13 protein-coding genes and 2 tRNA genes are annotated in these 15504 nt (G+C 71.4%); 12 read left to right on the top strand and 3 right to left on the bottom strand.

The window, feature by feature from the left end; genetic code table 11:
- The first annotated feature begins 173 nt into the window (after window positions 1-173).
- The 4 genes from IE118_RS19875 to IE118_RS19860 all read left to right on the top strand — a co-directional run bounded on the left by IE118_RS19875 (window position 174) and on the right by IE118_RS19860 (window position 4080).
- On the top strand, window positions 174-770 hold the full coding sequence (locus IE118_RS19875; RefSeq protein ID WP_189559307.1) for a M48 metallopeptidase family protein: 597 nt from the start codon (window positions 174-176) through the stop codon (window positions 768-770).
- Window positions 771-907: 137 nt separating this feature from the next.
- Window positions 908-2614 (top strand): TerD family protein, encoded by a 1707-nt coding sequence (locus IE118_RS19870; RefSeq protein ID WP_189559306.1) that lies wholly within the window; start codon window positions 908-910, stop codon window positions 2612-2614.
- A gap of 12 nt (window positions 2615-2626) precedes the next feature.
- Window positions 2627-3307: an AIM24 family protein gene (locus IE118_RS19865; protein ID WP_004925955.1), complete on the top strand. Its 681-nt coding sequence runs from the start codon at window positions 2627-2629 to the stop codon at window positions 3305-3307.
- A 17-nt stretch (window positions 3308-3324) separates the two neighbouring features.
- Window positions 3325-4080, top strand: a complete 756-nt coding sequence (locus tag IE118_RS19860) for an AIM24 family protein (RefSeq protein ID WP_189559305.1) — start codon at window positions 3325-3327, stop codon at window positions 4078-4080.
- A gap of 50 nt (window positions 4081-4130) precedes the next feature.
- Here IE118_RS19860 and IE118_RS19855 read toward each other — a convergent pair whose 3' ends face one another.
- Both IE118_RS19855 and IE118_RS19850 read right to left on the bottom strand, forming a co-directional pair.
- Entirely contained in the window at window positions 4131-4658 is a 528-nt protein-coding gene (locus IE118_RS19855; protein WP_189559304.1) for an NUDIX hydrolase, read from the bottom strand.
- Window positions 4655-6112 carry a zinc-dependent metalloprotease gene (locus IE118_RS19850; RefSeq protein WP_189559303.1) on the bottom strand — a complete coding sequence of 486 codons (1458 nt, stop codon included), beginning with the start codon at window positions 6110-6112 and terminating at the stop codon, window positions 4655-4657. The genes IE118_RS19855 and IE118_RS19850 overlap by 4 nt, the downstream gene beginning before the upstream one ends.
- 192 nt (window positions 6113-6304) lie before the next feature.
- Between IE118_RS19850 and IE118_RS19845 the strand changes: the two genes are divergently transcribed.
- The 4 genes from IE118_RS19845 (at window position 6305) to IE118_RS19830 (ending at window position 9536) form a co-directional block, all read left to right on the top strand.
- A complete protein-coding gene (locus IE118_RS19845; RefSeq protein WP_189559302.1) occupies window positions 6305-7468 on the top strand; it encodes an SDR family oxidoreductase in 1164 nt (387 codons plus the stop codon).
- Between the two features lie 97 nt (window positions 7469-7565).
- Window positions 7566-8024 (top strand): molybdenum cofactor biosynthesis protein MoaE, encoded by a 459-nt coding sequence (locus tag IE118_RS19840; protein ID WP_189559301.1) that lies wholly within the window; start codon window positions 7566-7568, stop codon window positions 8022-8024.
- 153 nt (window positions 8025-8177) lie between these two features.
- Entirely contained in the window at window positions 8178-8342 is a 165-nt protein-coding gene (locus tag IE118_RS19835; protein ID WP_189559300.1) for a hypothetical protein, read from the top strand.
- A 99-nt stretch (window positions 8343-8441) separates the two neighbouring features.
- Window positions 8442-9536, top strand: coding sequence for a YlbL family protein (locus IE118_RS19830; RefSeq protein ID WP_189559299.1), 1095 nt, complete (start codon window positions 8442-8444; stop codon window positions 9534-9536).
- 13 nt (window positions 9537-9549) lie between these two features.
- Here IE118_RS19830 and IE118_RS19825 read toward each other — a convergent pair whose 3' ends face one another.
- Window positions 9550-10092: a PPA1309 family protein gene (locus IE118_RS19825; RefSeq protein ID WP_189559298.1), complete on the bottom strand. Its 543-nt coding sequence runs from the start codon at window positions 10090-10092 to the stop codon at window positions 9550-9552.
- A 164-nt stretch (window positions 10093-10256) separates the two neighbouring features.
- Here IE118_RS19825 and IE118_RS19820 point away from each other — a divergent pair, with 164 nt between their 5' ends.
- From IE118_RS19820 to IE118_RS19805, 4 genes are all read left to right on the top strand, one after another.
- On the top strand, window positions 10257-13187 hold the full coding sequence (locus tag IE118_RS19820; protein WP_229846876.1) for a UPF0182 family membrane protein: 2931 nt from the start codon (window positions 10257-10259) through the stop codon (window positions 13185-13187).
- 55 nt (window positions 13188-13242) lie between these two features.
- Window positions 13243-13316 (top strand) — tRNA-Met (locus IE118_RS19815).
- 222 nt (window positions 13317-13538) lie between these two features.
- Complete coding sequence (locus tag IE118_RS19810) at window positions 13539-15350, top strand: tetratricopeptide repeat protein (protein WP_189559296.1); 1812 nt, start codon at window positions 13539-13541, stop codon at window positions 15348-15350.
- 78 nt (window positions 15351-15428) lie between these two features.
- Window positions 15429-15502, top strand: a tRNA-Met gene (locus IE118_RS19805).
- Window positions 15503-15504 lie beyond the last annotated feature (2 nt).

The following is a 15504-nucleotide window of genomic DNA, read 5'->3' as shown; positions in this document are numbered from 1 at the left end:
GTCCCGTCGCGGGTCCGGCCACGGGTGACAGCATGCCGGGACCCGCCGGGGGCCGCCCAGAGTTGTCCACAGGCACCGGAATTCATCGTACAAATCCGGCGCACGGTGAGGGGATCGCCACGGAACGGCTCCGGAGCCAAGACTTCCCCGTGTGCAGCGGGTAACGTCGGGGCGTGCCCGCCGACCCACTGCACAGCGCCGGACCGTCACAGCGCAGCGCGACGAGCCAGCCGACGAACGGCTCGAGGGCGAGCGCGATCGAGGTCCGCAGGAGCACCCGTCGACGCAGGACGGTCTCCGCGTACCGCGAGGGCGATCGCACCGTCGTGCTCATCCCCGCCCGGATGTCCGAGGCGGAGGAGCAGCGCTGGGTGAACGTCATGCTCGACAAGCTGGCCGCCCAGGAGAGCCGGCGGACCCTCGACGACTCGGAGCTGGCCGAGCGCGCCCGGCGTCTGTCGGGCCAGTACTTCGACGGGCGGGCCAGGCCCGAATCCGTGCGCTGGGTGACCAACCAGAACACCCGCTGGGGCTCGTGCACCCCGTCCGAGGGCAGCATCCGCCTGTCCCACCGGCTCCAGGGCATGCCCGAGTACGTGGTCGACTACGTGCTCTGCCACGAGCTGGCGCACCTGCTGGTGCCCGGGCACGGGCCCCGCTTCTGGCGGCTGCTGGAGGCGTACCCGAGGACCGAACGGGCCCGCGGCTACCTCGAGGGCGTGGTCGCGGCCGAGCGGCTGCCGCACCTCCCGGGCGCCCGTGACGCGTGAGCGCCCGCCCGGGGTCAGCGCACCGTAGGCCCCTGTACGCGTTGTGTACCGGGTCCGTACCGACTTCATCCGGTGTCGGTGATTGCCGTTAGCCTGGCGCGACGCACTCGCATTCGGGATGGGGGACGGTCGTACGCATGGCCAGGGAATTCCAACGCGGCCACAAGGCCAGGATCAGTGATCTGACCGCGGGCACGGATCTGTACGTAGGCGTGCAGATCTCCGGTCCGGGGCTGAACTTCGACATCAGCTGCTTCGGTCTCGACGCCGACGAGCGGCTCTCGGACGACCGGTACTTCATCTTCTACAACCAGCCGAAGTCCCCCGAGGAGTCCGTTCAGCTCCTGGGCGCCCAGGCGGGCGACACCGAATCCTTCCGCGTGACGCTGGACCGGATCCCGCAGCAGATCAGGAAGCTGTCCTTCACGGCGACGCTCGACGGCGCCGGGCAGATGTCGCAGGTCGGCCCCGGGTACATCCGCATCGTCGCGGGCGGCGAGGAAGTGGCCCGGTACCCCTTCAGCGGCTCGGAGTTCTCCACCGAGCGGGCCGTGATGCTCGGCGACTTCTACTTCAAGGACGTGTGGCGGTTCGCCGCGGTCGGACAGGGCTTCGACGGCGGGCTCGACGCGCTGCTGAGGAACTTCGGCGGCGAGGTGGCCGAGGACGAGCCCGCCGCCCCGCAGCAGCCGCAGGCCGGCGCCTCCGCGCCCGGTTTCGCACCGCCCGCCCAGGCCGCCGCGCCTCCCGCGTTCGGCGTACCCGGCGGCGGCGCGCCCACCCCGCCCCCCGCGCCGGCTCCCGCCCCCCAGCCCGCCGCGCAGGGCTTCGCGCCGCCTCCGGGCGCCACCCCGCCGCCGGCCCCCGCGCCCCCCGTCCCGCCGGTGCACGCGGCGCCGACGATCGTCGCGCCCCTGCACACCCCGCCCGGTGGCTCCCCGGTACCGCCCCCCGTCCCGGCCCCCGCGCCCTTCGGCCAGCAGCCGCCGCCGTACGGCCAGACCCCTCCGCCGCCCCCGGGGTACGGACAGCCCCCGGCACCGCAGGCACCCCCGCCGCCCGGCTACGGCGGCGGGCCCACGCCCCCTCCGGGCTACGGACACCAGCCCCCTCCCGGCCAGGTGCCCCACCAGCAGGCCCCCTACGGAGCACCGCAGGGCGCACCCCAGGGAGCACCGCAGGCCCCCGGTGTCCTCGGCGCGCTCCAGCAGTTCAAGGAGACACCCACCGGGCAGCGCTGGACGCAGCAGAACAAGAAACTCGTCCGCGCCGACCTCGGCATCGGCGGACAGCCCGTGCTGGCCCGGCAGGGCAGCATGGTGCTCTACCAGGGCAAGGTCGACTTCAGCTACAAGGGCGCCGGCTTCTCCGGCCGCATCGTGGGCAACGCCACCGGCCAGGAGATGCAGCTGATGCGCTGCACCGGCCAGGGCCAGGTGTTCTTCGCCGAGGACTCCACGATGCTGCACCCGATCGAGCTCCAGGGCGACGCCGTGTGCGTCTCCGCGGAGAACGTCCTCGCCTTCGACGAGGGCCTCCAGTACGAGGTCCGCCGCATCGAGGGCCACGGCATCCCCGGCGGCGCCCTGTTCACGATGCAGTTCCAGGGCACCGGCACGATCGTCGTCAAGACCCACGGCACGCCCGTGGTGCTCCCGGTCACCCCGACCACCTTCGCCGACTGCAACGCCGTGGTCGCCTGGTCGGCCGCCTCCCAGGTGGTCGTCTCCAGCCAGGTGCGGATGCGCCGCAACTCCTACCCCGGCGACACCGGGGAGAGCGTCAACCTGCAGTTCCGGGGCGCGCCCGGCAACTTCATCGTCGTCCAGCCGTACGAGATCTAAGGGGAGCCCGTCATGAACCAGCCACTCGCGGGTTTCGCCCCCGCCCCCGTCACCGCGCGCATGGAGAACCACGGCAACCACATGCTGAAGGTCGCCATGCAGACCGGCCACGACCTCCTCGCGCGCGTGGGCTCGATGGTCGCCTACGAAGGGTTCGTCCAGTACGAGCCCAACCCGCCGGCCGTGCGCCAGATCGCCAAGGACTGGCTGACCGGTGAGGGGGCGCCGCTGATGAAGTGTTCCGGCGACGGCCTGCTCTACCTGGCCGACTACGGCGCCAACGTGGTCGTGATCAACCTCAACGGCGACGGCATCTCCGTCAACGCCACCAACCTGCTCGCCTTCGACGCCCACCTCACCTGGGGTGTGGAGCGGGTCAAGGGCCTGGCGAAGTTCGCCGGACAGGGCCTGTGGAACACGAAGATCTCCGGTCAGGGCTGGGTCGCGCTGACCTCGCGCGGCAAGCCGATCGTCGTGGACTGCGGTGGCGGCGACGACGAGACGTACGTCGACCCGGACGCCCTGGTCGCCTGGTCCCCGAACCTCAAGGTGAAGGGCAAGCGCAGCTTCCGCGCCCAGTCGCTGATCGGCCGCGGCAGCGGTGAGGCCTACCAGATGGCCTTCTCCGGTCAGGGCATCGTCGTCGTCCAGCCCAGTGAGGACAGCACCGACCGTCTCCGGGTCCGGGGCTGAGGGGGAGCAACCACATCATGCAGAGCCCGCTTTTCGCCTTCAACGACCAGCAGACCCAGGAGCGCTGGAGCCTGCAGAACCAGCAGATGCTCCGCGTCGCCCTGGAGGGCCACGACGACGTCCTCGCCCGCAAGGGCAGCATGGTCGCCTACCAGGGACTCATGGAGTTCGACGCCGAGTTCCAGAGCGGCAGCGCCTCGCGCACGCGCGCGCACACCGGTGAGGGCCTGGACCTGATGCGCTGCCACGGCCAGGGCACGGTCTACCTCGCCAACCTCGCCCAGCGCATCCACATCATGGACGTGGACCACGACGGGCTGACGGTCGACAGCAGCTACGTGCTGGCCATGGACTCCTCGCTGCACCACGAGGTCATCGCCGTCGACAGCCTGTACGGCATCTCCGGCTCGGGGAAGTACCAGCTCAACATCACCGGCAACGGCAAGGTCGCGCTGATGACCTCGGGCATGCCGCTCCTGATGCAGGTGACGCCCGACAAGTACGTCAACTGCGACGCCGACGCCATCGTGGCCTGGTCCACCTCGCTGCGCGTGCAGATGCAGGCTCAGACCCACTCCTCCGGAGTGTGGCGGCGCCGCGGCAACACGGGTGAGGGCTGGGAGCTCAGCTTCATGGGCAGCGGCTTCGCCCTGGTCCAGCCCAGCGAGCTGCTGCCGCCGCAGAACGCCCAGGTCGGTTCCGGCATCGCCGCCCAGTACGGCATGGGGCAGCAGGGCGCCCGCGGCCAGAACCAGGGCAACGTCTGGAGCTGACGGGTACATGTGGGGGGGGACCGCCCAGGGCGGTCCCCCCCACACGTACCTCAGACGCCGAGTCTCGACCGGGTCGCCTCCAGCAGACGCAGGACCGACGTGTCGGCCACGTCCGCGACCTCGTCGTAACCGAACCAGCGCAGGTCGAGGGACTCGTCGCTGATCGCGTGCGCCGCGTCCGGCGCGGCCACGGCCGCGTACTGCACGTCGAGGTGCCAGTGGCAGGGCGCCGGGATCGGATGCCGGTCCAGGCGCACGGGGCCGCCCGCCAGGAGCGTGAGGTCCGGGATGCCGGACTCCTCGGTGGCCTCCCGCAGGGCCGCCGCCGCCAGGGAGGAGTCCCCGGGCTCGCAGTGGCCACCCATCTGGAGCCACATCCGCAGCTTCCGGTGCAGGGTGAGCAGCACCCGGCCGCGCTCGGGGTCGAGGACCAGGGCGCTCGCGGTGACGTGGCCCGCGTGACAGGCCTTCCACATGCCGTCCGGATGTGCGGCGAGGTGGTCCAGATAGGCCTGGCGCAGCTCGGGCTGGTCCTCGTACCCCTTGAGCACGAGGACCGCGTCGTCGTGCAGGCTCACTCGGTGCCTTCGCCCTTGCCGTCGCCCTTGCTGCCGCCGCCCTCTCCGTCGCCGTCGTCCTTCTTCTGGAGGTCGGGCTTGTCGGCGGCCTCGCCGAGCATCTTGTCCCACTCGGAGAAGTCGATCTGCTCGCGGTGCACGAACCCGTCCGGATCGTCCAGGTCGGTGGCCGTCGGCAGCATGTCCGGGTGGGCCCACAGGGCGTCCCGGCCGTCGACTCCGCGCGCGTCGGTCAGCGAGGCCCACAGCCGCGAGGCGTCACGCAGCCGGCGCGGACGCAGTTCGAGACCGATCAGCGTGGCGAACGTCTGCTCGGCGGGACCGCCCGAGGCACGACGGCGGCGCAGGGTCTCGCGCAGCGCGTCGGCCGACGACAGCCTCGGCTTGGCGGCGGCGTGCACCACCGCGTCGACCCAGCCCTCGACGAGCGCCAGCGCCGTCTCCAGACGGGCCAGGGCGGCCTTCTGCTCCGGCGTGTCCTCCGGCTGGAACATGCCCTGCTGGAGGGCCTCCTGCAGCTGCTCGGGATTCTGCGGGTCGAACTGGCCGACCACGTCCTCCAGCTTGCCGGTGTCGACCTTGATGCCGCGCGCGTACCCGTCGACCGCGCCGAACAGGTGCGAGCGCAGCCACGGCACGTGCGCGAACAGACGCTGGTGGGCGGCCTCGCGCAGGGCGAGGTACAGCCGCACCTCCTCCTGCGGGACCCCGAGGTCCTTGCCGAAGGCCTCGATGTTCAGCGGCAGCAGGGCGGCCCGGCGGGCCGGACCCAGCGGCAGGCCGATGTCGGACGAACCGACGACCTCACCGGCGAGCACGCCGACGGCCTGCCCGATCTGCGTGCCGAACATGGCGCCGCCCATGGAGCGCATCATGCCGATCAGCGGGCCGGCCATGGCCTGCATCTCCTCCGGCAGGACGTCACCCATGGCGTTCCCGACGCGCTCGGCGACCGGGTCGACCAGCTCGCGCCAGGCCGGCAGGGTGGCCTCGACCCACTCCGCGCGGCTCCAGGCCACGGCGGAGTTGGCGCCCGAGGGCAGCGAGGTGGCGTCGTCCAGCCACAGGTCGGCCAGGCGGACGGCCTCCTCCACGGCCTTGCGGTCCGCGGGGCCGACGCTCGCGTCCTTCGAGCCGCCGGCGGTTCCCTGGGAGACCGTCTGGCGGGCGATCTGCTTGGCCATGTCCCAGTTCACCGGCCCGCCCTCGTAGGAGAGCATCTGGCCCAGCTGCTGGAACGCGGCCCCCAGGTCGCCCGGGTTCAGTGACCCGAACATCGCGGCGAACGGATTGTCCGCGCCCGGGCCGCCCAAGCCTCCGGCTCCGGGCATGCCGAAACCGAACGGGTTGGCCGGGCCCTGACCACCGCCGCTCTGCGGGTCCTTCTTCTTGCCCTCGTCGCCGTCGTCCGGCTCCTCCGGCGGAAGGCCGAATCCGAATGGGGTGTCACTCACGGGATTCCTCGGCTTGTAGGGCCACCGGTTCTTTCCGGCGGCACGGCTGCCCGACAACACCACCCAGCGTAGACACCTGAAGCGGTTCGGGCCTCGGTGCTTCGCCGACAGAAGGCCTGCGGCAGGATGGATGCCACCTGGTACGCACGCGTCGCTCGCGCTCGTACTGAAGACAACCGCTGGAGACGCCCGGTGAGTTCCCCAGATCCGCAGGTTCGCGCAGCGCGAAACGCGTCGGCGCGCCCGTCACCCGACCACCGACCCTCGACGGCACCACGCGGCGGCGACCGGACGACCGCGCCGCGCGGGCCCGTCGTCGCCGTCACCGGCGCCGCGTCCGGCGTCGGCGCGCTGCTCACCGCGCGGCTCGCCGCGTCGGACGAGATCAAGCAGGTCGTCGCCATCGATGAGCGGCGCGGCGAGTGCGGCGAGGCGCTCTGGCACATCCTGGACGTCCGGGACCCGGCCATCGCGGACAAGCTGCGCGGGGCCGACGTGGTGGTCCACCTGGCGCTCGACCTCGACCTGGAGTCCGACGCCGCCGCCCGGACGGCCTACAACGTACGCGGCACCCAGACCGTGCTGACCGCGGCCGCCGCGGCCGGAGTGCACCGGGTGGTGCTGTGCACCTCGACGATGGTCTACGGGGCGCTGCCGGACAACGGGCTGCCGCTGTCCGAGGACGCGGAACTGCGCGCCACCGCCGAGGCCACCGGCGTCGGCGACCTCCTGGAGATCGAGCGGCTGGCGCGCCGGGCCCCCCGCGCCCACCCCGGACTCAATGTCACCGTGGTGCGTCCCGCCGTGCTGGTCGGAGGCACCGACACCGCGCTGACCAGGTACTTCGAGTCCCCTCGGCTGCTGGTGGTGGCGGGATCACGGCCCGCGTGGCAGTTCTGCCACGTCGACGACCTGTGCAGCGCGCTGGAGTACACGGTGCTGGAGAAGGTCGAGGGCGAGCTGGCCGTGGGCTGCGACGGCTGGCTGGAGCAGGAGGAGGTCGAGGAGCTCAGCGGGATCCGGCGGATGGAGCTGCCGTCGGCGGTCGCGCTCGGCGCGGCGGCCCGGCTGCACCGGATCGGGCTCACTCCGTCCCCGGCCGGGGACCTGGCCTACACGATGTACCCCTGGGTGGTCAGCGGGAGCAGGCTGCACGACGCCGGGTGGCGGCCCGCGCACACCAACGAGGAGGTGCTCGCGGAGCTGCTGGAGGAGGTGTCCGGCAGGCACACGGTGGCCGGCCGGCGGCTCGGGCGCAAGGACGCGACGGCCGCGGGCGCGGCGGGCGCGACGGTGGCCCTGCTGGGCGCGGCCGCGGTGGTGCGCCGGGCCAGGAAGGCGCGGCGGCGCATCTGACCCGCCGGTGCCGGATTCTCCAAAGGGCTCGGGAGCGGCACGCGCGGCTGCCGGCCGGCGGTTCCGCGCCGCCGCCGCGGTGGGGCACGATGGTGGCATGGCATCGACGCACGATCACCCGGGTGAGCAGGCGGCACAGGACGCGATCAGGCTGATCGCGATCAGGGACACGCCGCTGTCGGTGGACGAGGTCCTCCGGGCGGTCGGGGACGACGCCGCCGGCGGCACGGCGCTCTTCGTCGGGACCGTGCGCAACCACGACGGGGGCGCGGACGTGGACGCGCTCGGCTATTCGTGCCACCCCAGCGCCGAGGACGAGATGCGGCGGATCGCCGAGAAGGTCGCCGCCGAGTACCCGGTGCGCGCGCTCGCCGCGGTCCACCGGGTGGGGGATCTCCGGGTGGGCGACCTCGCCGTGGTCGTCGGCGTGTCGTGCCCGCACCGGGGGGAGGCCTTCGAGGCCTGCCGGAAGCTGATCGACGACCTCAAGCACGAGGTGCCGATCTGGAAGCACCAGACGTTCTCCGACGGCACCGACGAATGGGTCGGCGCGTAGCGCCGTCGTCGGGGGGTGGTGGTCGGGTGACGGGAGGGCGGGTCGGGGCGTAGCCCGGTTGCGTAACCCCACCCCCGAGGTGAGCGTTGTCACTGCGGATGGTTAATCTGCTGATCAGTCAGTTGCGGACGCTCATGGGGTTGGGAGGTCGGCATGGCGGCTCTCGCCTGGTTGCTGATTCCGCTGGTGGCCGCGATCGGAGCGGGACTGTGGGGCAGTTGGGCCAACCGGACCCGCAAGGTGCGGAGCGACGGGCCCGAGCTCATCGGTTACGCCCGGTTCCGCGAGGCCATGGAGAAGCCGCGCTCGAACCGCTGAGAGCGGGACACGGCAGGTCGCGGTGTGGAGCAGGGTCGGGGCCGCTCGTCCGGGCGGCCCTGACGGTGCGCTGACAGGCCTGTCCCGTACTGTCGAGGCATGCCACGCCGCACCGCGACGATGCTCGCCTCCACCCTGATGCTGATCGCGCTGCTGTGCGCGGGAGTCTTCATCCCCGTGCCGTACGCGGAGATGTCGCCCGGGCCGACGGTGAACACGCTGGGCGAGCACGACGGGGAGCCGGTGCTGAACATCGAGGGCCGCAAGACCTACCCGGCGGACGGTCACCTCAACATGACCACGGTGCGTGTCACGGGCGCCGACTACCGGATGAACCTCGTCGAGGCCGTCTACGGATGGCTCGCGCACGACAGCAAGGTCGTGCCGCACGACACCCTCTACCCCGACGGCAAGACGGAGGAGGAGGCCACCCAGGAGAACGCCGAGGAGTTCAGCCAGTCCCAGGAGAGCGCCAAGGTCGCGGCCCTGAAGGCGCTGGACGTCCCGGTGGACTCATGGGTGATCGTCGCCACGGTGGTCAAGGGCTCACCGGCCGAGGGCAGGCTGCACGCCGGTGACGTGATCAAGGAGGTCGACGGCACGGCCGTGAAGGAGCCGGCCGACGTCGCCGAACTGGTGACCGAGCACAAGCCCGGCGAGGACGCCGTCTTCACCATCGTCCCCGCCAAGGAGCAGGCCGCCGCGGAGAAGGAGAAGCGGGCGCCGGCGACGACCGAGAAGGTCACCGTCACCACCGCGACCTCCGACGACGCCGGCGACAAGCGCGCCATAGTCGGGATCTCCGCCGGGACCGACCACACCTTCCCCTTCAGCATCGACATCAAGCTCGCCGACGTGGGCGGGCCCAGCGCGGGCCTGATGTTCGCCCTCGGCATCTACGACAAGCTCACCCCGGGCGACCTCACCGGCGGCACCTTCGTCGCCGGGACCGGCACGATCGACGACGACGGCAAGGTCGGCCCGATCGGCGGGATCGAGATGAAGACGGTCGGCGCGCGCGACAAGGGCGCCGAGTACTTCCTCACGCCCGCCGACAACTGCGCGTCCGCCGCCAGGGACATCCCCGAGGGCCTCACCCTGGTGAAGGTGGGCACCATCGACGACGCCCTGGGCGCGCTGGAGGACATCCGCTCCGGCGACACCGCCGGCCTGCCGACGTGCACGGCGTCCTGACCGGACGGGCCGCCTACTCCGCGAACGTCGCCGCCAGCGCCTCCGCCAGACCCGGCACCAGATCGGAGCCGGTGAGGACCTCCGTGGGGGAGTCCTTCTCACGCAGCCGCACCGCGGACTCGCGGGCGCCGTCGCGCAGCACCGCCACCGTCATGCGGACCTCCTGACGCTCCGGGTGCTCCGCCACCCACTTGGTCAGCGCGGCCTCGCCGAGGTTCTTCGGGACCTGGGCCTCCGCCGACGGGGGCAGCATCAGACGCTCCACGGTCAGGGCGCAGCCGGCCACCGCCTCGGGCCAGGCGATGGTGCCCAGGAACTCGTCGAGCGGCTTGCCCGCCGGGATCTTGTCCTGCTCGATGGGGGTGTAGGCGGTGGTCGCCTGCTCGCCGTCGAGGCCGAGACGGCCCGCGAGCGAGGGCTGCTCGGCCCGCAGCCGGGCGGTGTCGACGAGGGCGAACAGGCGTGCGGGCTGGTCCCAGCCGAGTCCGGAGGCGTACTCGTCGATCTCGAGCACGGCCCGGGTGAGCGGGTTTGCGGCCATGGGTGTGTTGGACATGGTCACAATCCTCTCTCGTTCCTTGCCGGAATCGGGAACCGAGTAAAGCGTAGGTAAGTTGCATAGGTGTGGGCCCACGATCACGCGGGGCCACACACGGTCCGTGAAACCGCGGGCCTGACGAATCAACAGCGATTTTCGAGGTGCCTACCTTGGCTTTCCAGATGCCGGACCGCGGCGGAGGCCCGACGGGGCCACGGATCAGAGTGGGCCGCCCGTCCCGGCGGGTCCGGACCCTGCTGATGACACTGGGCGTCCTGGCCGTCCTCGGCATGGTGTTCACCATGTTCGCGGGCTTCTGGACGGACTGGCTGTGGTATCGCTCGGTCAATTACTCGTCCGTCTTCACGACGACCCTGTGGACCAAGATCGGGCTGTTCTTCGTCTTCGGTCTGCTGATGGCCCTGGCGGTCGGTTTCAACATCTGGCTGGCCCACCGCATGCGGCCGCCGCTGAGTGCCATGTCGATGGAGCAGCAGAACCTCGACCGGTACCGGATGGGCATCGCCCCGTACAAGAAGTGGCTGCTGCTCGGCATCACCGCCCTGGTCGGCCTGATCGCCGGCGCCTCGGCGTCGGGCCAGTGGCGGACGTGGCTGATGTGGGTCAACGGCGTGGCGTTCGGCCAGAAGGACCCGCAGTTCAACCTCGACGTCTCCTTCTACGCCTTCGACCTGCCGTGGTACCGCTTCATGCTGGGCTTCGGCTTCGCCGCCACGATCCTGGCGCTGATCGCCGCCGCGCTCACCCACTACCTGTACGGCGGGCTGCGCATCACCAGCCCGGGCGCGCGTGCCACGGCGGCGGCCACCGGGCACCTGTCGGTGCTGCTCGGCGTGTTCGTCACGCTGAAGGCGGTCGCGTACTGGCTCGACCGGTACGGACTGGCGGTGAAGTCCAGCGACTTCAAGGCGACCGACAGCTGGACGGGTCTGCGGTACGTCGACGCGAACGCCTACCTGCCGGCCAAGACGATCCTGTTCTGCATCGCCGTGATCTGCGCGCTGCTGTTCTTCGCCACCCTGTGGCGGCGCACCTGGCAGCTGCCCGTGATCGGTTTCGGCCTGATGGTGCTGTCGGCGATCCTCATCGGCGGCCTGTACCCGGCGATCGTGCAGAAGTTCCAGGTCCAGCCGAACGAGCAGGCCAAGGAAGCACCGTACGTCGAGAAGAACCTCAAGGCCACGCGTGAGGCCTACGGAATCAACGACTCGCAGGTCACCGAGTACCCGGGCACGGCCCAGACCGAGGACGCCACCAAGCTGCGGAAGGACGTCGCCGACGCGGCGAGCATCCGCATCATGGACCCGAACGTCGTCTCGCCGACCTTCCAGCAGCTCCAGCAGATCAGGAACTACTACGCGTTCCCGACCAACCTGGACGTCGACCGGTACATGATCGACGGCAAGGAGCAGGACACGGTCATCGGTCTGCGCGAGCTGAACTACAACGGCATCCCGAAGCGGAACTGGATCAACGACCACTTCCGCTACACCCACGGCTACGGTGCCGTCGCCGCCGAGGGCACCACCGCCGACGCCGGCGGCCGCCCGGCGTTCACCGAGTCCGACCTGCCGTCCAAGGGCGAGCTGGGCGAGTACGAGCAGCGCGTCTACTACGGCGAGCGGACGACGACGTACTCGATCGTCGGCGGTCCCCAGAAGGAGATCGACTACTCCGACGACAGCGGCGAGAAGACGTACAGCTACAAGGGCGACAGCGGGGTCAACCTCGCCAACCCGGTCAACCGGGCCGCGTACGCGGTCGCGTTCAGCGAGCCGCAGATCCTGTACTCGGGTGCGATCGGCGACGGTTCGCGAATCCTGTACAACCGCACGCCCAAGGAGCGCGTCGAGGCCATCGCCCCGTGGCTGACCATCGACGGCGACGCCTACCCGGCCGTGGTGGACGGCCGGATCCAGTGGATCGTCGACGCCTACACGACGACCAACGGCTATCCGTACGCCTCGCGGACGACCCTCGGTGACACCACGGCCGACTCGCTGACCGCCACCAACGACCAGCGCGCGGTGGTGGCCCAGCAGAACCAGGTCAACTACATCCGCAACTCGGTGAAGGCGACCGTCGACGCGTACAGCGGCGAGGTCAAGCTGTACCAGTGGGACACCAAGGACCCCGTCCTCAAGACGTGGATGAAGGCGTTCCCGGGCACGGTGGAGCCGAAGACCGAGATCTCGGGCGCCCTGATGCAGCACCTGCGCTACCCGCAGGACCTGTTCAAGGTGCAGCGCGAGCTGCTGACCCGCTACCACGTGAAGGACGCCAACACGTTCCTCTCGGGCAGCGAGGTGTGGCAGGTGCCGGACGACCCGACGAACAAGACCGGCGACGCGGTGCCGCCGTACTACCTGAGCATGAAGATGCCGGACCAGCAGGAACAGGTCTTCTCGCTCACCACGACGTTCACTCCCAACGGACGTGACAACCTCAGCGCCTTCATGGCGGTGAACGCCGATCCCGGCACCGAGGACTACGGGAAGATCAGAGTCCTGAAGCTGCCGACCAGTACGACCGTCTCCGGACCGAAGCAGGTCCAGAGCCAGTTCAACTCCCAGCAGGACATCGCCGAGACGATCAGGCTGCTGAGAGGCGGCGACTCGGAGGTCGAGTACGGCAACCTCCTGACCGTCCCGCTGGACGGGGGACTGCTCTACGTGGAGCCGGTCTACGTACGCGGTGGCGGACTGAAGTACCCGCTGCTGCGGAAGGTGCTGGTGACCTACGGCGGTCAGACCGCGTTCGAGGACACCCTCGAGCAGGCCCTGGACAAGGTGTTCGGCGGGGAGGGCTCGCCCGTCGAGCCGCCACCGGGCGAGGACGAGGGAACGGGCGAGGACGAGGGCACCACGCCACCGCCCACCGCCGAGGACCCCTCGGTCCAGAAGGCTCTGGACGACGCCCAGAAGGCCTTCGACGCCGGCCAGGAAGCCCTGAAGAACAATGACTGGGAGGCCTACGGCAAGGCACAGAAGGACCTGGAGGCAGCGCTCCGCAGGGCCGAGGAGGCCCAGTCGGCCGAAGGGGGCGGCGGCGCGCAGAGCAGTCCCGGCGCCACCGCGAGCCCCAGCGGTTAGCGAGCAGGCTGGTCAGAGGCCCACCCCGCGCCGTGCTACGGTTGCAACACAACGGCGCGGGGTGGAGCAGCTCGGTAGCTCGCTGGGCTCATAACCCAGAGGTCGCAGGTTCAAATCCTGTCCCCGCTACTGAAGTCGCGCAGTCGCGACAGCAAAGGCCCGGATTCCCAACGGAGTCCGGGCCTTTGTGATGGGCGAACGCATGTACCTCGTCCGTCGACGGCCGTGCCGCCGACGGGAGTTGGCCGATCTGTGTTTGACTTGTCTCTCTGTGGGCATGTCGACAAAACGCTGTAGTGACCTCACTGACTGCGGTATACCAGGTGTACCCAGGTTGCAGGTGGTGCGACGATGGATGGTATGGGGGACAAGGCAACTCTGTTCGAGTCAGGACGTTTTGTACAGTCCTTCCCTCGGGAGGAACCTCGCGACGGGGAAGCCGCCGACGAGGCGGCGGAGGAACTGCGGCACCGGATCGCCGCCGAGGCCGGTGACGTCGAGGCGATGAGCGTGCTCGGCGCCATGCTGCTGCGCCGCGGTGATCTCGACGGAGCCGAACCCCATCTGCGTGCCGCCACCACCGCGGGCGACCGCGCCGCCGCCAACAACCTGGGCGTCCTGCTGCACCAGCGGGGTTACCCGGACGAGGCCGCCGGATGGTGGCGGATCGCCGCCGTCGCCGGGTCCACCGCGGCGGCCCACGCGCTCGGCCGCCACCACCGCGAGCGCGGTGACGAGCCCGCCGCCGAGTACTGGCTGCGCCAGGCCGCCGAACAGGGCCACGCCCTCGGCGCCTACGCCCTGGCCGACCTGCTGGAACACCGCGGGGACACCGGCGGGGCCGAGCGCTGGATGCGGGCCGCCGCCGAACGCGGTCACCGGGAGGCGGCGTACCGGCTGGCCCGCGCCCTGGACCGCCGGGCCCCGCGGGAGTCCGGCGACGACGGCGCGGCGCCGGTCGCGGAGGCCGAGCAGTGGTACCGGCAGGCCGCCGCACGCGGACACCGCCGTGCCGCGCTGCACCTCGGGGCGATCCTGGAGAAGCGCGGCGAGCTCAAGGAGGCCGGCCGCTGGTACCTGACCTCCGCCAAGGACGGGGAGGCCCGGGCCGCGTGCGCGCTCGGCTTCCTGCTGCGCGACGCGGGGGACACCGAGAACGCCGCCGTCTGGTGGCTGCGCGCCGCCCAGGACGGCGACGGCAATGCCGCCAACGCGCTGGGCGCCCTGCACGCCGAGCGGGGCGAGACCCAGACCGCGGAACGCTGGTACCGGGCCGCGATGGACGCCGGCGACATCAACGGCGCGTACAACCTCGGGCTGCTCTGCGCCGACCAGGGGCGCACCGGCCCCGCCGAGCAGTGGTACCGCCGGGCCGCCTACGCCGGTCACCGCGAGGCGGCGAACGCGCTGGCGATCCTGCTGCTGCGGGCCGGGGACGAGACCGGCGCGGAGCCGTGGTTCTCCAAGGCCGCGGAGGCGGGCAGCGTCGACGCCGCCTTCAACCTGGGCATCCTGCACGCCGGCCGGGGCGAGGAGCGGGCCGCGCTGCGCTGGTACGAGCGGGCGGCGGCCGCCGGGCACACCGAGGCGGCCCTGCAGGTCGGCATGGCGCGGCTGCGGGACGGAGACGAGGGCGAGGCGGAGCGGTTCCTGCGGTGCGCGGCGGGCGGCGGCAGCGCGGAGGCCGCGTACCGGCTGGCGACGGTGCTGGACGCCCGCCGGCCGCCGGAGCCCGCGCACGAGCTGGGCGAGCCGGTGCACCGGCGCAGCGAGTGCGAGGAGTGGTACGAGCGGGCGGCCTCGCAGGGACACCGGCGGGCCCAGGTGCGCGTCGGCATGCTGGCCGCGGCGCGGGGGGACGTGGTCGAGGCGGCACGGTGGTACCGGGAGGCGGCCGAGGCCGGCTCGCGCAACGGGGCGTTCAACCTGGGGCTGCTGCTGGCGCGCGAGGGGAGCGAGCCCGAGGCGGCGGTGTGGTGGACGCGGGCCGCCGACGCGGGTCACGGACGTGCGGCGCTGCGGCTCGCGCTGGTGTACGCGCGGCGCGGTGAGCTGGCGGAGGGGCAGCGGTGGGCCGACCGGGCGGTGGAGCTCGGTCCGGCGGCGGTGGCGGAGCGGGCCACGCGGCTGCGGGACGCGCTGCGGGAGGAGCTCTCGGCGTGACCCCGCGCCGTGACCCCGCGCCGTGCGGGAGCGGATTTGCTTCTGTCGCTCCTCGTGACGTACTGTTTCATTCATCGACGCGGGGTGGAGCAGCTCGGTAGCTCGCTGGGCTCATAACCCAGAGGTCGCAGGTTCAAATCCTGTCCCCGCTACT

Source organism: Streptomyces pilosus (genome assembly GCF_014649835.1).
GTDB classification, from domain to species: Bacteria; Actinomycetota; Actinomycetes; order Streptomycetales; family Streptomycetaceae; genus Streptomyces; species Streptomyces pilosus.
This window is presented reverse-complemented; position numbering and strand designations above follow the sequence as displayed.